This window comes from Fundidesulfovibrio magnetotacticus (genome assembly GCF_013019105.1).
In the GTDB taxonomy this organism is placed as follows: Bacteria; Desulfobacterota; Desulfovibrionia; order Desulfovibrionales; family Desulfovibrionaceae; genus Fundidesulfovibrio; species Fundidesulfovibrio magnetotacticus.
Genome location: NZ_BLTE01000001.1, coordinates 463,213 through 482,284, shown reverse-complemented (window position 1 = coordinate 482,284; position 19,072 = coordinate 463,213). Strand labels below are relative to the sequence as shown.

The window sequence follows — 19,072 nt, the reverse complement described above, 5'->3', positions numbered from 1 at the left end:
GAAAGACGACATGGGCGAGTGCCGTATCCGTTGGCTTCTGCTGGACTATGGCGGCGTGGTGGCCGAAGAGGGCTTCGCGCTGGGGCTTCGCGCCCTGGCGCGCGAACTGGAGCGCGACGAGGCCCACCTCTGGCGCGAAGGCCTGCGCGCCGTATGGGACTCGGGCTACGTGACCGGCCGCGCCGGTGAGGCCGATTTCTGGAGGCTCTTCAAGGAGCGCTCCGGGCTCGATGGCGACGAGGCCCGCTGGCGCGAGGACATCCTCTCGCGCTTCGTGGTGCGCCCGCGCATGCTGGAGCTGGCAGACCGCTTCCGCGCCCAGGGGCGCACGGCGGCCGTGCTCTCCGACCAGACCGACTGGCTGGAGCGCCTGGACGCCGCTCAGGGCTTCTCCCGGCATTTCGACGCCGTGTTCAACAGCTGGCGGCACGGCATGACCAAGCAGGAGCCCGCCTATTTCCTGCTGGCCCTGGAGCGCCTTGGCGCGGAGCCGGGCCGGACGCTCTTCGTGGACGACAATCCCGGCAACGTGGAGCGCGCCCGCGCCCTGGGCATGGGGGCCATCCTCTACGTGGACCAGCCGGGCTTCGAGCGCGAGCTTGCGGCCTACTGCCCCGGGCTCCTGGACTGAACAAGACCATCAAAGGATCACGACGATCATGCGCAAACCTTCCGTATCGCTCACGCCCGAGGGCTGGCCCTCCATTCTCCTGGCCGGATCGGCCACCCTGGTCTTCGCCCTGCTGGGCTGGGCCGTGCCCGCCGTGCTGGGCCTGGCGGTCCTGGCGCTGCTGCTGAACTTTTTCCGCGACCCCGAGCGCTTCGTCCCCGCCGACCCGGGCGTGGCCGTGGCCCCGGCCGACGGCCGCGTGATCAAGGTGACCCGCGCCGCGGACCCCCTGAGCGGCGAGGAGCGCACGGTGGTGTGCATCTTCATGAACGTGTTCAACGTGCACGTGAACAGGGCCTGCGTGGCCGGGCGCGTGAGCGCCATGCGCTACTGGGAGGGCAAGTTCATCAACGCGAGCTTCGACAAGGCCTCCGAGGACAACGAGCGCCTGGGCGTGCAGCTGGCCGACGAATCCGGCGACCGCTGGACCATGGTGCAGATCGCCGGGCTCATCGCGCGGCGCATCATCCCCTGGGCCGAAACGGGCGACCACCTGAAGCGCGGCCAGCGCTACGGCATGATCAAGTTCGGCTCGCGCGTGGACGTGTACCTGCCCGAGGGCTGGGAGCCCGCGGTGGAGAAGGGCGCGCGCACGGCGGCCGGGCAGACGGTGATCGCCAAAAAGGCGTAGCCTCGCACGGGCGGGACAGAACGCGGGGGGATGCTTGCGCGACGTCGCGATACAGGGGATGTCCCTCTTGGGTTGGCAGTCCGGTTCCATTGACGCTATGGCATGAACGGCGATGCGGCCGCACGCCGGGGGAGGCAGCTTGGGATACGTGGAGAAGAATCTCCTGGCCGGTGAGAGCATCGTCTACCGCGCCAATGTGCATTGGGTCGTCTTCGCCTGGCCTGGCCTGTGGCTGGCCCTTGCGGCCGCGCTCTTCACCGGCCCCGTGCAGGAGGCCCGGGCGGCGGGGCTGGCCGCGCTGGCGCTGGCGGCGTTCACGGGGCTGGGTGCCTACATCCGCTACGCCACCTCGGAGTTCGCGCTCACCGACAAGCGCGTGCTGGTGAAGGTGGGCTTCATCCGCCGCACCTCCTTCGAGGTGCTGCTGAAGAAGGTGGAGGGCATCCAGGTGGACCAGGGCATCCTGGGGCGCATCCTGGGTTACGGCACCATCGTGGTCAGCGGCACGGGCGGCACGCGCGAGCCCTTCCACCGCATCGCGGACCCCCTGGCCTTCCGGCGGCGGGTGCAGGAAGAAGTGGACCGCATCTAGCGGCCCGCTGCGCAGGGAGGTTCCCGCGGCCGGAGGGCATGCTGTCGGCGGGCCGCCAGACCGGGGGGCGACAATACCCCTTGACCTTCGCCCGAAAAGCGCTAGCATCTCCCCAGGCCGCGCTCCGGCCCAGGACGCCATGGAAGAACCCGCCCGCAAGCCGCCCGCCAGAGGGGTGTACATCCTCCCGAACCTGCTCACCACCGCGAGCCTGTTCTCGGGGTTCATGGGCATCCTGTGGGCCATCTCCGGGCAGTTCGAGTTGTGCTCCGTGGCCATCCTGGTCAGCTGCGTCTTCGACGGGCTCGACGGCAAGGTGGCCCGCCTCACCGGCACCAGCTCCGATTTCGGCGTCCAGTACGACTCCCTGTGCGACCTCGTGGCCTTCGGCGTCACCCCGGCCATCATGGTCTACCAGTGGGAGCTTTCGCGCTTCGGCCACCTGGGCCTCATGGCCTCCTTCCTCCTGGTGGCCTGCGGGGCGCTCCGGCTGGCGCGCTTCAACGTGATCACCAAGACCTCCAACAAGAAGTTCTTCGTGGGCCTGCCCATTCCTGCCCAGGCCTGCACCGTGGCCACGTTCTACCTCTTCGCCCAGTACCTGCCGCCCGCCATGCAGGCCTGGATGCCCAAGGTCTGCCTGGGCATGGTCTACGTGCTCTCCTTCCTCATGGTCAGCCGCGTGCGCTACGCCTCCTTCAAGGAATACGGGCTCATCAAGGCCCATCCCTTCTCGATGATGGTCACGGCCATCCTGCTCTTCGTGCTGGTGGCCTCCCAGCCCAAGCTCCTGGGCTTCGTGATTTTCGCGGGGTACATTCTCTCCGGGATCTTCTACACCTACGTGATCCTGCCCCGCCGTTCCTCGCTACGAGAGCCCTCCGAAGAGCTCTCATCCTAACATTACCCCCTCTTTCTGCCAAAAAAGGCAATTGTCAACCGGAAGCGACTTGGGCTAACAAGCCGTCTCCGGCCACCGATCTCACCGCATTGCATTCCCTGCGGAGGAACACCATGTCAGAGCGTGTCGTCATTTTCGACACCACCCTGCGCGACGGCGAGCAGTCTCCCGGCGCGACCATGAACCAGGAAGAGAAGGTCCGGCTCGCCCAGCAGCTGGAACACCTGGGGGTGGACGTGATCGAGGCCGGCTTCCCGGCCGCCAGCGAGGGGGACTTCCAGGCCGTGCGCGCCATCGCCAAGGCCGTGCGCGACGTGCGCGTGGCGGGCCTGTGCCGCGCCCTCGAATCCGACATCCGGCGCTGCCACGAGGCCATCAAGGAAGCCAAACATCCGCGCATCCACACCTTTCTGGCCACCTCCCCCCTGCACATGAAGCACAAGCTCGGCAAGGAGCCCCAACAGGTGCTGGGGATGATCGAGGCAGCCGTCTCCCTGGCCTCCTCGCTCACCCGGGACGTGGAGTTCTCCTGCGAGGACGCCTCCCGCTCCGAGCGGGACTTCCTGGCCACGGCCGTGGAGCTGGCCATCGCGCGCGGGGCCACCACCATCAACATCCCCGACACCGTGGGCTACGCCCAGCCCCAGGAGTTCCACGACCTCATCCGCTTCCTCCTGGAGCGCGTGCCCAACGCCTCCAAGGCCGTTTTCAGCGTGCACTGCCACAACGACCTGGGCCTGGCCACCGCCAACACCCTGGCCGCCCTGGCCGCTGGCGCGCGCCAGGCCGAGGTGACCCTCTGCGGCATCGGCGAGCGCGCGGGCAACGCCTCCCTCGAAGAGGTGACCATGGCCCTCAAGACCCGCGCCTGCCTCTACAACCTGGAAACCGGCATCAAGACCGAGCAGCTCTACCCCTCGTCGCGCCTGCTTTCCATGATCATCGGCCAGCCCATCCCGCCCTACAAGCCCATCATCGGGGCCAACGCCTTCGCCCACGAGTCCGGCATCCATCAGGCGGGCGTGCTCAAGTGTCCCGAGACCTACGAGATCATGACGCCCAAGTCCGTGGGCCGCGCGGGCACCGAGCTGGTGCTGGGCAAGCACTCGGGCCGCAACGCCGTGAAGTCGCGCCTGGAGGAGCTGGGCTTCTCCCTCACCGAGGAGCAGGTCACCCAGATGACCGAGGCCGTGAAGAACCTGGCCGACAAAAAGAAGAACATCTTCTCCGAGGACGTGGAGGCCCTGGTCCTGGAGGAGATCTACCGCCTGCCGGACAGGTACCGGCTGAAGAAGCTCTCCGTGCTCTCGGGCAACATGGGCGTCTCGCCCGTGGCCGCCGTGGTCATGGAGATCGAGGGCCGCGAGGAAAAGCTCTCTCATTTCGGCGTCGGCCCGGTGGACGCCGTGTTCAACACCATCAGCCAACTCACGGGACGCAACCCGGTGCTCAAGCAGTACGCGGTCAACGCCGTCACCAGCGGCACGGACGCCCAAGGCGAGGTGACCGTGCGCCTGGAAGAGGGCGGGCACAAGTCCGTGGGCCGCGGCTCCGATCCCGACGTGATCGTGGCCAGCGCCAAGGCCTTCGTGAACGCTCTCAACCGGTTGGCCAAAAAGGAGGAGGAAAGGGAATGCGCCAGACTTTAGCCCAGAAAATACTGCAGGGCCGCACCGACGAGACCATCACCCAGGACGGACAGATCGTCCGCTGCCGGGTGGACCTCGTCCTGGCCAACGACATCACCGCGCCGCTGGCCATCAAGAGCTTCCGGCGCATGGGCGCGGACAAGGTCTTCGACAAGGACAAGATCGCCCTCGTCTGCGACCACTTCACGCCCAACAAGGACATCGACTCCGCCGAGCAGGTCAAGGTGGTGCGCGAGTTCGCCCGCGAGAAGAACATCACCCACTACTACGAAGGCGGCGACTGCGGCGTGGAACACGCCCTGCTGCCCGAAATGGGCCTGGTCGGCCCCGGCGACGTGGTGGTGGGCGCGGACTCCCACACCTGCACCTACGGCGGCCTGGGCGCGTTCGCCACGGGCATGGGCTCCACCGACATCGCCGGGGCCATGGTCCTGGGCGAGACGTGGTTCAAGGTGCCCCCCACCATCCGCGTGCTCCTGGAAGGGACCCTGGCCCCCTGGGTGGGCGGCAAGGACCTCATCCTGGAAGTGATCGGGCGCATCGGCGTCTCCGGCGCGCTCTACAAGGCCCTGGAATTCGGCGGCGCCGCCCTGGCCGGGCTCTCAGTGGAACAGCGCCTGACCATGGCCAACATGGCCATCGAGGCCGGAGGCAAGGCCGGGCTCTTTCCCGCCGACGCCAAGACCCTGGCCTACGCCAAGGCCGCAGGACGCTCCGGCGACAAGGAAATCCACGCCGACGAAGGCGCTTTCTACGAGCAGACCCTTACCATCGACTGCTCCGCCATGACTCCCCGCGTGGCCTGCCCCCACCTGCCCGACAACGTGAAGCCCGTCGCCGAGTGCAAGGGCATCCGCCTCGACCAGTCCGTCATCGGCTCCTGCACCAACGGGCGCATCGAGGACATGCGCGAGGCCGCCCAGGTGCTCAAGGGACGCAAGGTGGCCAATCACGTGCGCTGCATCGTGCTGCCCGCCACCCCCAGGATCTGGAAGCAGGCCCTCAAGGAAGGCCTGCTGGAGATCTTCATGGATTCCGGTTGCATCGTGGGCCCCCCCACCTGCGGCCCCTGCCTGGGCGGACACATGGGCATCCTGGCCGCCGGGGAACGCTCCATCGCCACCACCAACCGCAACTTCAAGGGCCGCATGGGCTCCCTGGAGTCCGAAGTGTACCTCTCCAACCCGGCCGTGGCCGCCGCGTCCGCCATCGCGGGCGAGATCGTCCACCCCGAGTCGGTGTAGGAGGGAGGAGAACCGGGGGGAAACCTTTTGTGAACAAAAGGTTTCCCCCCGGACCCCCCTTCCAAAAAACTTTAGTGGGCTTCGCGGGTCTGCCCGCGAGGCCGACGGCGAACCGAACCCCCCGTTGAGGGTCCAGGGGGATCATCCCCCTGGCGGGTCCAGGGCAGCGCCCTGGCGGGGGTGCGGGGGCGGAGCCCCCGCCAAGGAGAAGCATCATGTACAAAGGACGCGCGCACAAGGTAGGCGCACACATCGATACGGACGCCATCATCCCGGCCCGGTTCCTGGTGACCACGGACACGGCCGAGCTGGGGGCCAACTGCATGGAGGGCCTGGAGGCCGGCTGGGTGAAGCGGGTGAGCAAGGGCGACATCATGGTGGCCGGTGAGAACTTCGGCTGCGGCAGTTCGCGCGAGCACGCGCCCCTTGCGCTCCTCGGCGCGGGCATCCCCGTGGTGGTGGCCCACAGCTTCGCCCGCATCTTCTACCGCAACGGCTTCAACATGGGCCTGGTGCTCCTGGAAGTGGGCGACGACGCGGCCAAGATCAACGACGGCGACCAGCTGGAAGTGGACGCCGAGAAGGGCGAGATCAAGAACCTCACCACCGGCGAGGCGATCAAGACGGCCCCCGTGCCCCCCTTCATGCAGGAGATCCTCTCCAAGGGCGGCCTGGTGCACTACGTGAAGGACCGGCTGGAGGCGTAAACGCCCGGCCAAGACGCCGCGCGCCCGGACCCGGGCGCTCAAGCGGCTTATGAGACGCTCATGACCAAGAACATCGTCATTCTGCCCGGGGACGGCATCGGCCCCGAGATCATGGCCCAGGCCGAGAAGACCCTGAAAAAGATCGGGGAGCGCTTCGGCCATCAGTTCAAGACCAGCTACCACCTGATCGGCGGCGCGGCCATCGACGCCTGCAACACCCCCCTGCCCCAAGAGACCGTGGACGCCTGCAAGCAGGCCGACGCCGTGCTGCTGGGCGCGGTGGGCGGCCCCAAGTGGGACGCCATCGAGAAGTCCATCCGGCCCGAGCGCGGGCTCCTGGCCATCCGCAAGGAGTTGGGGCTCTTCGCCAACCTGCGCCCCGCCAAGCTCTTCCCCGAGCTCAAGGACGCCTGCTGCCTGCGCCCGGACATCGTGGGCCAGGGCCTGGACGTGATGGTGATCCGCGAGCTCACCGGCGGGGCCTATTTCGGCACGCCCAAGGGCCAGGAAGTGCGCGACGGCGAGCGCGTGGCCTACAACAACATGATCTATTCCGAGTCCGAGATTCGCCGCATCGCCAAGGTGGGCTTCGAGACCGCCCGCAAGCGCGGCAAGAAGCTCTGCTCGGTGGACAAGGCCAACGTGCTCGACGTGTCCCAGCTCTGGCGCGAGGTGGTGCTGGAAGTGGCCAAGGACTACCCCGACGTTGAACTCACCCACATGTACGTGGACAACGCCGCCATGCAGCTGGTGCGCAACCCCGGGCAGTTCGACACCATCGTCACCGAAAACCTCTTCGGCGACATCCTCTCCGACGAGGCGGCGGTGATCACCGGCTCCATCGGCATGCTGCCTTCGGCCTCGCTGGGCGCTTCCGGCCCCGGACTCTACGAGCCCATCCACGGCTCGGCCCCGGACATCGCGGGCAAGGACCTGGCCAACCCCCTGGCCACCATCCTCTCCGTGGCCATGATGCTGCGCTACCAGTTCGCCATGGTCCAGGAGGCCCAGGTGATCGAGGACGCCGTGTCCGCCATCCTCCAGGAGGGCTACCGCACCGGCGACATCATGGAGCCGGGCAAGACCCAGGTGGGCTGCGCCAAGATGGGCGACCTGGTGGCCGAACGCCTCTAGGCCCTCACGGCCCCGCGCTCTCCCGAAACCCCTCCCGGCCCGGCCGTGAGGGGTTTCTTTTCGTTATAGCCTCTTCACACGTTGCCGCTTGGCCGCCGCGCGGCGGTCACCTGGACAAGGGCAGTCACTTTCCTGTCGCCCTTGCCGCACTGCCCGGCAGCACCTCCCGCCGTCGCGAAGCAACCGCCGGGTCCAGAGGGGGCTCCCCACTGGCGGGTGAGGTCTGGAGAGGGCAGCGCCCTCTCCAGCGGGTCCAGGGCGGAGCCCTGGCCGCGGGAGGCCCCAGCCCATCGACGCGCGCGGCAACCCTGCGGCGTTCCCATCGGTGCTTTCCGTTTGACCGCTTGTTCCTTTCGTGTCAGGGCGTGTTGTATGCCGGTCCTGGCACAGCAAAGCCTCCTTTCGCGGGAGACAATGCGCGGCGGATCATGTTGCAACGCCCCGGCGTCGTTCCGGGGCGCGGTCCGAGTGGACAACCAATCACCTTTGCGCCTCAAGATGCCGGAAAGCCCGATCCATCAAGGAGAGACCCATGTCCGACTGCGAACGCAACTACTATAGAACCCTCTACGAGGCCATCAAGGTCATCAATTCGAGCCTGGAGCCCATGGAGCTTCTCGGGCGCATCGCGGAACAGACCGCGAAAGCGCTGAACGTGAAGGCCTGCTCCCTGCGCCTGTTGGACCGCGCGGGGCTGAACCTTCTTCCCGGAGCGTCTTTCGGGCTCTCCAAGGGCTACCTGCGCAAGGGCAAGGTGGAGGTGGCCAAGAGCAGGCTCGACAAGTTCGCCCTGGCCGGAGACTCCGTGTACGTGGCCGACGCCGCCAACGACGAACGCTTCCAGTACCAGGAGGCCGCCAAGGCCGAGGGGCTGGTTTCGGTGCTCGTTGTGCCCCTGCGGGTGGAGGAGAAGATCATCGGCGTCATGCGCGTCTACACCGGGGCGAAGCGGGATTTCTGCGAGTCCGAGGTGGAGTTCCTTTCCATCATGGCCAACCTCTCGGCCATCGCCATCGAGAACGCGCGGCTGCACCAGGCGCTCAAGTCCGACTACGAGTTGCTGACCGCCTTCCAATACCAAACCTTCGAGGACTAGCGAGGCGCCCCATGCAAAAGATCAAGGTCGGCATCAACGGATTCGGACGCATCGGCCGCCAGGTGCTCAAGGCCATGTACGAGCAGCACGGCGAGCGCATCGAGGTGGTGGCCGTCAACGACCTCTTCGACACCCACACCAACGCCCACCTGCTCGCCTACGACACCAACTACGGGCGCTGCCCCATCCCCGTCTCCACGGACGGCGACGACATGGTGGTGGGCTCCTGGCGCGTGACCTGCACCAAGGAACGCGACCCCAAGAACATCCCCTGGGCCAGGCATGGCGTGGACGTGGTGGTGGAATCCACGGGCATCTTCCGCACCGGCCCCCAGGCGGCCATGCACATGGAGTCCGGCGCGAAGAAGGTGATCATTTCCGCGCCCGCCAAGGACGAGGACATCACCATCGTCATGGGCGTCAACGAGGACCGCTACGACCCCGCGAAGCACCACATCCTCTCCAACGCCTCCTGCACCACCAACTGCCTGGCCCCCGTGGCCAAGGTGGTGCACGCGGCCTTCGGCATCCGCTCCGGCGTGATGTGCACCATCCACTCCTACACCAACGACCAGCGCATCCTGGACCTGCCCCACAAGGACCTGCGCCGGGCGCGCGCGGCGGCCTGCAACATCATCCCCACGTCCACGGGCGCGGCCAAGGCCGTGGCCCTGGTGATCCCGGAGCTCAAGGGCCGCTTCAGCGGCTATTCCCTGCGCGTGCCCACCCCGGCCGTCTCCGTGGTGGACTTCGCGGCCGTGCTGGAGAAGCCCACGGACACCGAAACGCTGCGCGCCACGCTCAAGGCGGCGGCCGAGGGGCCTCTCAAGGGCATCATGGGCTATTGCGAGGAGCCCCTGGTCTCTTCGGACTTCAAGGGCGACCCCCGTTCCGGCGTGGTGGAGGCGGAGTTCACCATGGTCCAGGACGGCGTGCTGGCCAAGCTGGTGGCCTGGTATGACAACGAATGGGGCTACTCCTGCCGCGTGGGCGATTTGATCACCTACATGGCGGGCAAGGGGCTCTAGCGTCCGCCCGGGTTGAAGGAAAGGCCGAGCGGCCGGAGGCGCAGGCCTCCGTTCCCGCATGTACGCCGTCCCGTGCGGCGTTGCGCACGGGGCCCCCAGCGAAGCGATTGAAGCGGCCGGAGGCTTGCGCCTCCGGCCGCATGCGTTTCCGGGGGGGCGCGGGGCTACTGCCGCTTGGCGGCCCAGGCGCCCTGTTCCGTGCCCCAGCCCGAGGCGCGCCATGCCCCCTGGGCCGTGCCGTCCTCGGAGAGCGTCCCGGAGACGGAGCCCTTGAACGTGATGAACGCGATCTTGCCGTTCAGTTCGGAGTCGAACGTGCCCGTTTGCTGGTCCAGCGTGCCGATGAAGCGGCCGTGCAGGCCGTCGGTGTTGGACACCTCGCCCTCCACGCCCTTTCCGTCCACGGTGAGACGCACCTTGCCCTTGGTGCCCCCGGCGAACTCCCCGATGTAGGTGCCGTCGAAGCGGGCGAGCCGTGCGGCCTCCTCGCGCTCCTTGCGCTGCTGCTCCTTGATGGCGTCGTACTGCTTGCGCACGGCCGCCTCGTCCACGCGGTCCTTGGCTGGCGCTGGCGCGGGGGCCTGGTTCAGGGCCTCCTTGTGCCGCGCGTCGATCTCGGACACGGCCATCTGCACCAGGCGGATGGCCATTGTGTCCATGGTCAGGCCCGTGCGCGTCTCCTCGGTGGAGCCCAGGAAGCCCTTGAGCTGGCTGTGCACCACGAAGGTGTCCTCCATGAGCCCTGCGGCCACCTGCTGGCCCGTGTCGGCGTCGATGACGGTGTAGCGCAGCCCGGCCTTCCAGGTGCTCTTCTCGTCGCCGGACTTGATGGAGGCCACGGCCGTTCCTGCGGCAGTGCCCACCCCGGAGTCCTGGGTGACCCCCGCCACCACGCCCCCCACCAGGATGCCCAGGAGCGTGCCGTCGAAGTCCTTGCGCTGGATGTCCAGGCGCTCGGCCTTGGCCACGTCGAAGCGCACCAGGAAGCGGGCCTGGGCGAACTTGCCCTTGCGGAACACCTTGAGGGCCTTGGCGTCGCCCAGGTTGGCGGCCAGGCCGATCTCCTGGACGATCTCGTCCAGGTTGGCGCGGTCGAGCACGGTGAAACCGGCCTTGGACATTTCCATTTCGCCCGCGTCGGCCAGGTTCCCGGAGTCCACGCGCTGGCGGAAGGCTGCCGTGGCGCCTTGCATGGTCCCGGGGAGCACCACCACGGCCGGTCCCGGCACGGAGGCGTTGGCGTAGGCGATGGGCTGGTAGAGGGCCTGGTCCGCCAGCTCGTGGGCGCTCTTGCTGGCGGACTTGCAGGCGGCGAGGCAGCACGAAAGGCACAAGACGGCGAGGATCCGTCTGGCGGACCGGCTCATGGCGGAGCCTCCTTGCGCCGGGGTCAGGGCAGACCCAGCGCGGTTCGGATTTCGATGCGCGCTTTGGCGAACTCCTCCCGGAAACGCGGGTTCTGGGACATGACCTGGGCGATGGCCACGGCGCAGAGCTTTCCGGCCTCCACGTCGCTCGGGTAGTGCACGCCGCCCACCAGGCGCTGCCTGGCGAACAAATCGCCCCGGGCGAAGAGTTCCGGGGCCTTCTCGGGCACGGCCCAGGAGAGCAGGATGGCGGCAAGGTGGCCGTAGGTGCTGTGGCCGCTGGGGTAGGAGGCGCTGACGGGCCTGTCCAGGCAGGGACGAAGGGACTCCGAGAGTTTGAAGGGCCTCGGTCTGTCCCAGTGCTTCTTGGCCGCGTCCAGCACGGTGTTGGAATCCTTGAGCACGTGCTTGAAGAGCGTCAGCGTCAGGGGCAGGGCGTCCTTGCGAAAGCCCGCACCCAGCACGTCCGCGAAACGTAGCGGGGAGCGCTCGGCATCCTCGCGGGCGAAGGCCGCCTGATCCTGCGTGCGGGAGTGCTGGAGCGTCAGCAGTTCATTGATCTCCGCCACGCTTTGCACGGCGGAGGGCGGCGGGGGCAGCAGGCGTATCAAATCCGGCTGGCCCGGAGGCAGATAGGTAGGTCCGTCGCTGGCGAGGGCCAGTCCGGCAAGGAGGACGAGGCTGACAAAACAGACGAGGAGGCGTTTTTGGAACATGCCTCCTGTCTACTGTATTCAGCCGGGAATGTCAGCCCACGGCGGTCGGGAAGCTAACGCTGGGCCAGCACCACGTACCAGGTCCCCTTGTCCTTGCGCATGCCTTGGGCGGCCCATTCTCCCTGGGCCCCTTCGCCCTGGAGGGCGCCAGCGGCGATGCCGTTGAACTTGAGGAACAGGAACTTGCCCGTGAGGTCGCACGCGATGCGCCCGGTCTCGGGATCGACCTTGCCGGCGATGGTGCCGGAGAAGCCGTGTTTGTTGCTCATCTCGCCCTGGACTTCCTCGCCGCGCACCACGATGGAGATGCGGCCGGTGAATTCACCCAGGAATTCCCCCTCGTAGACGCCGTCGAAACGGCCGGCCCAGGAGGGCGATGCAAGATGCAGAAGCGTAACGATCAATGCGGTAGCAAATGCTGAGCGCACGAAAACCTCCACTAGGCGAGGAAACCGCCGTCCAGGCAAGAGGTATAGCCAAGGCGCGCCCGATGCAATCCTTTTTTTGACGCTTGCGCGTCAAGTGTGACGGGGGGGCGGCCCCGGCGCAGGGACCCGCATGGGCCTGTTCCGGATCAGTTGGCATTTCCGGCCAGGCTCTCCAGGGAGCGCGCCAGAGCGGAAAGTCCAGAACTTCTGAGCGGATGGAAAGGCTTCATGCAGTTCCTGCACGCCTTTTTCACGGCCAGACACGCCTCGTGGCTCACACAATCCACGGGGCAGAGCACCACATCGGCCGACGCCAGCTTGCCGTGCAACTCCGATGCCGAGTTTTCCATGCCCCCGTCGTGGTGGTGGAAGCGGCCGCCCCGGCGTTCCACCAGCTCGCGGTAATGGCGCACCAGGTTGCAGCGTCCGCCCACGTAGAGCACGGTCTTGCCCTCCATGCCGGGCAATTGGCCCGCCTCTTCGGCCGGGCAGCCGCCTCCGGGGCCGCAGCCTCCGCCCTCGGCGCAGGGCAGCGCGCGCACCAGCTCCTGTTCGGCGCGCTCCAGGTCGGCGCTCACGTCCTCCGCCTGCTCGCGCAGGATCAGGTTGTCGCGGTAGAGTTCCTCGATCACAGCCGCCTGGCGGCGCGTCTCCCGGCTGGCGGCTTCCAGCTGTTCGCGCAGGGCGCGCACCTCGTCCTCCCGGCCCATGGGGCGGGGCAGGGCGGTCTCGCGCACCTGTCTTGAGAGTTTGAGACGTTCCAGGCGTTCGGCGCCCAGGCGATCCTCCAGGTCCTTGACGCGCACGGCCCATTCCAGATTGCGGGCGCGCCGTGCAGCCTGCACGCGCGACAGGGCCTGGGAGAGCTGGTCCACGCGTGTTTCCAGCCGGGAGAGGCGCTTCAGGTCCGCCCGGTTGGCCGCGCCCAGCAGGTGGGAGAGCATGTGCACCTCCCCGAACACCTTGTTCAACAGGCGCATGCCGGCCACCGGGTGGCTCATCACCGCCCAGAAGGGTCCGGGCACATCCCCGGCGGCCAGGGACTGCTTCCACAGGGCCTCCAGGGCCGCCTCGTCGGCCGCCTTGGCGAACAGACGGATTTCCTTGCGGTATTTCTTGTCCAGGCAGCGGTTCACGGTCTGGGCGATGCGGCCTTCGCGGCGGCTTTCACGCACGAAGTAGCCGTGGAGTTCGTAGTCGGACGCGTGCGGGAGCACGGTCAGTTCCAGGCGACGGGCCAGCTTGCGCAACTCGGCCATGGACAGGCAGGTTCCCAGGATGGGGCATTGGTAGTCCTCGTGTTCCCAGAGCTTGCGGCGCGCGGGGACGGTCATGTTTTTCTCCTTGGTGTGCATGGCACGGGCTTTAGTGAAATTGAGAATCAACATCAATGGATCGACGTGGGATTTTGACGCCGCTTGCTTCGGGGGCGCGCCGGGCATAAGCCTGGGCAAACACCTCCGGGGCCGCGTCCCCGGACTCCAAGGAGCACCCCGTGCGCTACAAACCCCTGGGAAGAACCGGCGTTCTCGTCTCCGAGCTGTGTTTCGGCACCATGACCTTCGGCAAGGAGGCCGACGAGGCCGAGTGCGGCCGCATGTTCGCCGCCTGCCGCGACGCTGGGGTGAACTTCTTCGACTGCGCCAACGTCTACTCGGGCGGCCAGGCCGAGACCATCCTGGGCAAACTCGTCCGTGGCTGCCGCGACGAACTGGTGCTGACCACCAAGGCCGCCCAGGTGGCCGGTCCCGACGTCAACGCCCTGGGCGCGTCGCGCCGCCACCTCATGCTGGAGGTGGAGAAGAGCCTCAAGCGGCTGGGCACCGACCGCATCGACATCTATTTCATTCACCACTTCGACCCCCTCACCCCCATGGACGAGACGTTGCGCGCCCTGGACGACCTGGTGCGCCAGGGCAAGGTGCTCTACCCGGGGGCCAGCAACTGGGCCGCCTGGCAGACCGCAAAGGCCCTGGGCATCTCCCTGGCGCGGGGGCTGGCCCGCTTCGAATGCCTGGAGCCCATGTACAACCTCGTGAAACGGCAGGTGGAAGTGGAAATCCTCCCCCTGGCGCTCTCCGAGAACCTGGCGGTGATCCCCTACAACCCCCTCGCCGCCGGGCTGCTCACCGGAAAATACGCCTCCGGCCATGGGCAAGGGCGCATCGCTGAAAACAAGATGTACAACACCCGCTACTCCGATCCCGTCTACCACCAGGTGGCCGAACGCTTCGCCGCCTTCGCCCGCGAGCGCGGACTGAACCCGGTGAGCCTCGCCGTGCGCTGGGCGGCCTCCCACCCGGGCGTCACCGCGCCCATCATCGGCGCGCGCAGCGTCGAACAACTCAAGGACTCCCTCGCCGCCGCGTGCCTGGACGTGGACCGCGAGACGCTCGATGCCGTCACGGCGCTGTCCGTTGCACCGCCTTTGGCGACGGATCGTCTGGAAGAAGCCATCGACCCGGGCTACAAGACGCGTAACCGCCAGGGAGGGGGGAAGTAGGGCGGCTGGGCGGAGCCCCGGCCGCCATTTGACACGCGCGCGGCGAGGGAGCATAGTCCGCCGCGATTTTTCCTATGTCCAAGATCACCATCCAGAATCTTTCCAAGTCCCTTGGCGGCCGGGATCTCATGTCGGGCTTCAGCATGGAGGCCGTCTCGGGCATGCGTTTGGCGGTCACGGGGCCCAACGGTTGCGGCAAGTCCACCTTTTTGCGCCTGATGGCGGGCGAGGCCGAGCCGGACTCCGGGCGCGTGCTGCTGCCGCCGGGGGCGCGGCTGGGCTACGTGGCGCAGGAGCTGGGATCGTCCGACCTGGAGGAGCCGCTGCTGGCCTGGGTGATGAGCGCGCTCCCCTCCTGGAAGGAGTTCTGGCGCGAGTGGGAACGCGCGAGCCTCGAGCGCGACGAGCGGGCGTTGGAGTCCCTGAGCGCGCGCCAGGCCGAGATGGAGCACTCGCTGGGCTACAATCCGGAGCACCGGGCCAAGGCGATCCTCTCGGGCCTGGGGTTCGAGGAGAAGGCCTGGCCCCATCCCGTGAAGCTCCTCTCGGGCGGCTGGCGCGAGCGGGCCAAGCTGGCGCGGGTGCTGGTGGCCGGGGCCGACGTGCTGCTTTTGGACGAGCCCACCAACCACCTGGACATCGAGGCCGTGGAGTGGCTGGAGCAGTATCTGCTCTGCTTCAACGGCGTGCTCATCTTCGTGGCGCACGACCGGGTGTTCCTGGACCGCGTGGGCACCCACGTGCTCTTCCTGGGCGGCGACAAGCCCGCGCTGCGCCAGGGCACGTTCAGCGAGTTTCTGGAGTGGCGCGCTCAGACGCAGCAGCAGATGGAGGCCAAGGCCGCTCAGCTTTCCGGGGCCATCGGCCGCCAGATGGCCTTCGTGAGCCGCTTCCGCTACAAGGCCACCAAGGCGCGCCAGGCCCAGAGCAAGCTCAAGGCCGTGGACAAGCTCCAGAAGGAGCTGTCGGGCGTGGCGGGCAACATCGAGCGCAGGCGCAAGACGCTCGATTTCAAGCTTCCCGAGCCCGCCCGGGCCGACAAGAACATTCTTTCCGTGGCCGATCTGGAGTTCGCCTTCCCTGGGGGAAGGTCCCTTTGGCCCCGGCTCACGTTCAACCTGTACCGTGGCCAGAAGGTGGCGCTGGCCGGTCCCAACGGGGCGGGCAAGACCACGCTGCTCAAGTGCCTGACGGGCGAGCTGAAGCCCTCCGGCGGCACGATCCGCATGGGGTCGCAGGTTCGCATGGGGTATTTCAGCCAGCACCAGACCGAGATTCTGCGCGCCAACGAGACGGTGATGGGCGAGATCCGCCGCCTGTCGGACCCGCGCTCCTCCACGGAGGAGCTGTGCTCGGTGCTGGGCCTGTTCATGCTGGGCGAGGAGTACTTCGAGCGCTTCGTGCGCGACCTCTCCGGCGGCGAGAAATCGCGCCTGGTGCTGGCCAGCCTGTTCCTGGCGCGGGCCAACTTCCTGGTGCTGGACGAGCCCACCAACCACCTGGACCTGGAGAGCCGCGAGGCCCTGGTGAACGCCCTGGCCGACTACGAGGGCGCGATCCTCTTCGTGGCGCACGACCGTCATCTCCTGGCCGAGGCGGCCGAGGTGATCTGGACCGTTGGACCGGAGGGGCTCTCGGAGTTCCTGGGCGGCTACGAGGCCTACGAGGCGCACCTGAAGGCGCAGGCCAGCGCCGCCTGCGCCCTCTCCACGGGCGGGCGCGACAAGGCCATGGCCAAGGAGTCTCGCGAGGAGCGCCAGGCCGCCAAGCGCCGCCAGGCCGAGGAACGCAACGCCCTTTCGCGCCAGCTCAAACCCCTCAGGGAGCGCTACGCGCAACTTGAAGGGGAGCTTGAACAAGCCATGACCCGCCAGCACGACGTGGAGCAGGTGCTGGCGATGCCCGAGACCTACGCCGACGCGGCGAAGTTCTCGGAGCTTTCCAAGGAATACCACGGGCTCAAGGAGCAGGGCGACGCCCTGGTGCTGGAGCTGGCGGACCTGGAGGAGCGCATCGGGGAGCTGGAAGCGCGGCGGGAGGCCCTATGATCCACGTGGTGGCGGGCATCCTCTGGCGCGACGGCCTCTGTCTCGGCGTCCGGCGTCCCGAGGGCAAGGCCCACGCGGGCCTGTGGGAGTTCCCCGGCGGCAAGGTGGAGGCGGGCGAAGACCCGGCTCAGGCCCTGGTGCGCGAGCTGCGCGAGGAACTCGGGATCGAGGCGCGCGAGCCCCGTTACTGGCGGGAAAAAATTCACGAGTATCCCGGCGGCATCGTCCGCTTGTCTTTTTTTCATATCCGTGATTTCAAAGGGGTTCCCCGTCCCCTCGAAGGCCAAGGACTGCGCTGGCTGACGCCGGCTCAGGCCCGGGAACTGCCATTCCTGGAGGCGGACAGGGACATCGTGGAGGCGCTCGCCCAGCCGCCGGACGCCCCCTGACCATCCAACGCACGGAGCACGTCTTGCGCATCGACGATCTGCTCTCCAGGGGCAAGCAGTTCATCTCCCTGGAATTCTTCCCTCCCAAGGAAAAGGACGCCTGGCCCGCCTTCTTCTACGAGGCCGGACGCCTCTCGGTCCTCAAGCCCCTGTTCGTGTCCGTCACCTACGGCGCGGGCGGTTCCACCCAGGCCAACACCCTGGAGCTGGTCACGCGCTTCTCGCGCGACCTGGGGCAGAACCCCATGGCGCACCTCACCTGCGTGGGGGCCTCCGAGGAGTCGCTGCGCTCCTTCATGGACGCCCTGAAGGCCGCAGGCGTGGACAACGTGCTGGCCCTTCGCGGCGACCCGCCCCAGAACCAGCCGGACTTCACCCTGGAGGGCCAGGCCTTCCAGCACGGCTCGGACCTGGCCGGGTTCATCCGCCAGGCCTACCCGGACCTGTGCATCGGCGTGGCGGGCTACCCCGAGAAGCACCCCCAGGCCGAAAGTCTGGACGCCGACATCGACTTCCTCAAGTTGAAGATCGAGAAGGGCGGCAACTTCGTCATCACCCAGCTCTTCTTCGACAACGACCACTACTTCCGCTTCGTCGAGCGGTGCCGCGCCAGGGGAATCGACGCGCCCGTCATTCCGGGCGTCCTGCCGATCCTCAACCTGGCCTCCATCAAACGCATCCTCTCCATGTGCGGCGCAACCCTGCCGCCGGACTACCTGGCCCGCCTGGAAGCGGCCAACGCCAGCGGCGGGGCCGAGGCCGTGCGTGCCGAGGGAGTGGCCTACGCCAGGGCGCAGTGCCGCGACCTCCTGGAGCGCGGCGCGCCGGGCGTGCACCTCTACACGCTCAACAAGGCCCAGGCCTGCCTCGACATCGCTGGGGATTTGAAGCTCGGCTAGCGCCGGGCCGTCCCCCTCAAACCCATAGGAGCCACTGTCATGTCCAAGCCTGTCGTCGCCGTCGCGGGAGCAACCGGGGCCGTTGGCCGCGAGATGCTCAAGACCCTGGAGCAGCGGGACTTCCCCGCCTCCGAAGTGATCGCCCTGGCCTCTTCCCGTTCCGCCGGGACCAAAGTGCCCTTCAAAGACGGCGAACTCACCGTGCGCGAGATGACTCCCGAAAGCTTCAAGGGCGTGGATCTGGCCCTCTTCTCCGCCGGCGGCGCCACCTCCAAGACCTTCGCCCCCCACGCCGTGGCCAGCGGCTGCGTGGTGGTGGACAACTCCAGCGCCTGGCGCATGGACCCCAAGGTGCCCCTGGTGGTGCCCGAGGTGAACCCCGACGACGTGGACTGGCACACCGGCATCATCGCCAACCCCAACTGCTCCACCATCCAGATGGTGGTGGCCCTGAAGCCCCTGCACGACGCCTGGACCATCAAGCGCGTGGTGGTCTCCACCTACCAGGCCGTGTCCGGCACGGGCCAGAAGGCCATCGAGGAGCTGGACCGCCAGGTGCGCCAGATGTTCAACGGCATCGACCCCGAAGTGAAGGTCTATCCGCACCGCATCGCCTTCAACTGCCTGCCGCAGATCGACGTGTTCTCCCTGGGGGACTACACCTTCGAGGAGATCAAGATGATCAAGGAGACGGCCAAGATCATGGGCGACGAGTCCATCAAGGTCACGGCCACCACGGTGCGCGTGCCGGTGTTCTACGGCCATTCCGAGTCCGTGAACGTGGAGTTCGAAAAGCCCGTGACGGCGGGCGAGGCCCGCGCCGTGCTGAGCCAGGCCCCCGGCGTGCAGGTGTACGACAACCCGGGCGAGAAGATGTACCCCATGCCCATCATGGCCGCCGGGGAGGACGAGGTGTTCGTGGGCCGCATCCGCCAGGACGACACCGTGGACAACGGCCTGAACCTGTGGATCGTGGCCGACAACATCCGCAAGGGCGCGGCGCTCAACGCCGTGCAGATCGCCGAACTGCTGCTCAAAAAGGGCAAGCTGAAGGTCTAGCGTGGATATCC

The 19,072-nt window shown here is 67.5% G+C and carries 19 protein-coding genes; 15 read left to right on the top strand and 4 right to left on the bottom strand.

The window, feature by feature from the left end; translation table 11 throughout:
• Nucleotides 1-10 precede the first annotated feature (10 nt).
• The 10 genes from NNJEOMEG_RS02230 to gap all read left to right on the top strand — a co-directional run bounded on the left by NNJEOMEG_RS02230 (nt 11) and on the right by gap (nt 9,652).
• The gene (locus tag NNJEOMEG_RS02230) at nt 11-631 is read left to right on the top strand and encodes an HAD family hydrolase (protein WP_173080848.1); all 621 of its coding nucleotides are present in this window, start codon (nt 11-13) and stop codon (nt 629-631) included.
• A gap of 28 nt (nt 632-659) precedes the next feature.
• Nucleotides 660-1,301 (top strand): phosphatidylserine decarboxylase family protein, encoded by a 642-nt coding sequence (locus NNJEOMEG_RS02225; protein WP_173080847.1) that lies wholly within the window; start codon nt 660-662, stop codon nt 1,299-1,301.
• A 148-nt stretch (nt 1,302-1,449) separates the two neighbouring features.
• Nucleotides 1,450-1,893, top strand: coding sequence for a PH domain-containing protein (locus NNJEOMEG_RS02220; RefSeq protein ID WP_217270462.1), 444 nt, complete (start codon nt 1,450-1,452; stop codon nt 1,891-1,893).
• Between the two features lie 139 nt (nt 1,894-2,032).
• A complete protein-coding gene (pssA, locus tag NNJEOMEG_RS02215) occupies nt 2,033-2,794 on the top strand; it encodes a CDP-diacylglycerol--serine O-phosphatidyltransferase (RefSeq protein ID WP_173080845.1) in 762 nt (253 codons plus the stop codon).
• A 113-nt stretch (nt 2,795-2,907) separates the two neighbouring features.
• Nucleotides 2,908-4,443: a 2-isopropylmalate synthase gene (locus NNJEOMEG_RS02210; protein ID WP_173080844.1), complete on the top strand. Its 1,536-nt coding sequence runs from the start codon at nt 2,908-2,910 to the stop codon at nt 4,441-4,443.
• A complete protein-coding gene (gene leuC / locus NNJEOMEG_RS02205; protein WP_173080843.1) occupies nt 4,428-5,687 on the top strand; it encodes a 3-isopropylmalate dehydratase large subunit in 1,260 nt (419 codons plus the stop codon). Before NNJEOMEG_RS02210 ends, leuC begins: the two co-directional genes overlap by 16 nt.
• Before the next feature lie 215 nt (nt 5,688-5,902).
• The gene (locus NNJEOMEG_RS02200) at nt 5,903-6,394 is read left to right on the top strand and encodes a 3-isopropylmalate dehydratase small subunit (protein ID WP_173080841.1); all 492 of its coding nucleotides are present in this window, start codon (nt 5,903-5,905) and stop codon (nt 6,392-6,394) included.
• 60 nt (nt 6,395-6,454) lie between these two features.
• Nucleotides 6,455-7,528 (top strand): 3-isopropylmalate dehydrogenase, encoded by a 1,074-nt coding sequence (gene leuB / locus NNJEOMEG_RS02195; RefSeq protein ID WP_173080839.1) that lies wholly within the window; start codon nt 6,455-6,457, stop codon nt 7,526-7,528.
• 532 nt (nt 7,529-8,060) lie between these two features.
• Nucleotides 8,061-8,624, top strand: coding sequence for a GAF domain-containing protein (locus NNJEOMEG_RS02190; protein ID WP_173080837.1), 564 nt, complete (start codon nt 8,061-8,063; stop codon nt 8,622-8,624).
• A gap of 11 nt (nt 8,625-8,635) precedes the next feature.
• Nucleotides 8,636-9,652, top strand: a complete 1,017-nt coding sequence (gap, locus tag NNJEOMEG_RS02185) for a type I glyceraldehyde-3-phosphate dehydrogenase (protein WP_173080835.1) — start codon at nt 8,636-8,638, stop codon at nt 9,650-9,652.
• 164 nt (nt 9,653-9,816) lie between these two features.
• Here the strand turns inward: gap and NNJEOMEG_RS02180 are convergent, their stop codons facing one another.
• From NNJEOMEG_RS02180 to NNJEOMEG_RS02165, 4 genes are all read right to left on the bottom strand, one after another.
• Nucleotides 9,817-11,019 carry a hypothetical protein gene (locus tag NNJEOMEG_RS02180; RefSeq protein ID WP_173080833.1) on the bottom strand — a complete coding sequence of 401 codons (1,203 nt, stop codon included), beginning with the start codon at nt 11,017-11,019 and terminating at the stop codon, nt 9,817-9,819.
• 23 nt (nt 11,020-11,042) lie between these two features.
• Complete coding sequence (locus NNJEOMEG_RS02175) at nt 11,043-11,735, bottom strand: acid phosphatase (RefSeq protein ID WP_173080831.1); 693 nt, start codon at nt 11,733-11,735, stop codon at nt 11,043-11,045.
• A gap of 53 nt (nt 11,736-11,788) precedes the next feature.
• Nucleotides 11,789-12,163 (bottom strand): hypothetical protein, encoded by a 375-nt coding sequence (locus NNJEOMEG_RS02170; RefSeq protein WP_173080829.1) that lies wholly within the window; start codon nt 12,161-12,163, stop codon nt 11,789-11,791.
• A gap of 146 nt (nt 12,164-12,309) precedes the next feature.
• Nucleotides 12,310-13,497 (bottom strand): DUF2325 domain-containing protein, encoded by a 1,188-nt coding sequence (locus NNJEOMEG_RS02165; RefSeq protein ID WP_173080827.1) that lies wholly within the window; start codon nt 13,495-13,497, stop codon nt 12,310-12,312.
• 161 nt (nt 13,498-13,658) lie between these two features.
• Here NNJEOMEG_RS02165 and NNJEOMEG_RS02160 point away from each other — a divergent pair, with 161 nt between their 5' ends.
• The 5 genes from NNJEOMEG_RS02160 to NNJEOMEG_RS02140 all read left to right on the top strand — a co-directional run bounded on the left by NNJEOMEG_RS02160 (nt 13,659) and on the right by NNJEOMEG_RS02140 (nt 19,061).
• The gene (locus tag NNJEOMEG_RS02160; RefSeq protein WP_173080825.1) at nt 13,659-14,666 is read left to right on the top strand and encodes an aldo/keto reductase; all 1,008 of its coding nucleotides are present in this window, start codon (nt 13,659-13,661) and stop codon (nt 14,664-14,666) included.
• A 74-nt stretch (nt 14,667-14,740) separates the two neighbouring features.
• Nucleotides 14,741-16,714, top strand: coding sequence for an ATP-binding cassette domain-containing protein (locus NNJEOMEG_RS02155; protein ID WP_173080823.1), 1,974 nt, complete (start codon nt 14,741-14,743; stop codon nt 16,712-16,714).
• On the top strand, nt 16,711-17,103 hold the full coding sequence (locus NNJEOMEG_RS02150) for a (deoxy)nucleoside triphosphate pyrophosphohydrolase (RefSeq protein WP_173080821.1): 393 nt from the start codon (nt 16,711-16,713) through the stop codon (nt 17,101-17,103). Before NNJEOMEG_RS02155 ends, NNJEOMEG_RS02150 begins: the two co-directional genes overlap by 4 nt.
• A gap of 23 nt (nt 17,104-17,126) precedes the next feature.
• Nucleotides 17,127-18,002, top strand: a complete 876-nt coding sequence (gene metF, locus NNJEOMEG_RS02145; RefSeq protein WP_173080819.1) for a methylenetetrahydrofolate reductase [NAD(P)H] — start codon at nt 17,127-17,129, stop codon at nt 18,000-18,002.
• A 39-nt stretch (nt 18,003-18,041) separates the two neighbouring features.
• The gene (locus NNJEOMEG_RS02140) at nt 18,042-19,061 is read left to right on the top strand and encodes an aspartate-semialdehyde dehydrogenase (RefSeq protein ID WP_173080817.1); all 1,020 of its coding nucleotides are present in this window, start codon (nt 18,042-18,044) and stop codon (nt 19,059-19,061) included.
• Nucleotides 19,062-19,072 lie beyond the last annotated feature (11 nt).

What these genes read in the sequence shown, in the direction of transcription:
- NNJEOMEG_RS02230 (WP_173080848.1), top strand. Translation starts at nt 11, where the DNA reads ATGGGCGAGTGCCGTATCCGTTGGCTTCTGCTGGACTATGGCGGCGTG.
- NNJEOMEG_RS02140 (WP_173080817.1), top strand. Translation starts at nt 18,042, where the DNA reads ATGTCCAAGCCTGTCGTCGCCGTCGCGGGAGCAACCGGGGCCGTTGGC.
- NNJEOMEG_RS02200 (WP_173080841.1), top strand. Translation starts at nt 5,903, where the DNA reads ATGTACAAAGGACGCGCGCACAAGGTAGGCGCACACATCGATACGGAC.
- pssA (WP_173080845.1), top strand. Translation starts at nt 2,033, where the DNA reads ATGGAAGAACCCGCCCGCAAGCCGCCCGCCAGAGGGGTGTACATCCTC.
- NNJEOMEG_RS02190 (WP_173080837.1), top strand. Translation starts at nt 8,061, where the DNA reads ATGTCCGACTGCGAACGCAACTACTATAGAACCCTCTACGAGGCCATC.
- NNJEOMEG_RS02210 (WP_173080844.1), top strand. Translation starts at nt 2,908, where the DNA reads ATGTCAGAGCGTGTCGTCATTTTCGACACCACCCTGCGCGACGGCGAG.
- gap (WP_173080835.1), top strand. Translation starts at nt 8,636, where the DNA reads ATGCAAAAGATCAAGGTCGGCATCAACGGATTCGGACGCATCGGCCGC.
- NNJEOMEG_RS02150 (WP_173080821.1), top strand. Translation starts at nt 16,711, where the DNA reads ATGATCCACGTGGTGGCGGGCATCCTCTGGCGCGACGGCCTCTGTCTC.
- leuB (WP_173080839.1), top strand. Translation starts at nt 6,455, where the DNA reads ATGACCAAGAACATCGTCATTCTGCCCGGGGACGGCATCGGCCCCGAG.
- NNJEOMEG_RS02225 (WP_173080847.1), top strand. Translation starts at nt 660, where the DNA reads ATGCGCAAACCTTCCGTATCGCTCACGCCCGAGGGCTGGCCCTCCATT.
- leuC (WP_173080843.1), top strand. Translation starts at nt 4,428, where the DNA reads ATGCGCCAGACTTTAGCCCAGAAAATACTGCAGGGCCGCACCGACGAG.
- NNJEOMEG_RS02180 (WP_173080833.1), bottom strand. Translation starts at nt 11,019, where the DNA reads ATGAGCCGGTCCGCCAGACGGATCCTCGCCGTCTTGTGCCTTTCGTGC.
- NNJEOMEG_RS02155 (WP_173080823.1), top strand. Translation starts at nt 14,741, where the DNA reads ATGTCCAAGATCACCATCCAGAATCTTTCCAAGTCCCTTGGCGGCCGG.
- NNJEOMEG_RS02175 (WP_173080831.1), bottom strand. Translation starts at nt 11,735, where the DNA reads ATGTTCCAAAAACGCCTCCTCGTCTGTTTTGTCAGCCTCGTCCTCCTT.
- NNJEOMEG_RS02165 (WP_173080827.1), bottom strand. Translation starts at nt 13,497, where the DNA reads ATGACCGTCCCCGCGCGCCGCAAGCTCTGGGAACACGAGGACTACCAA.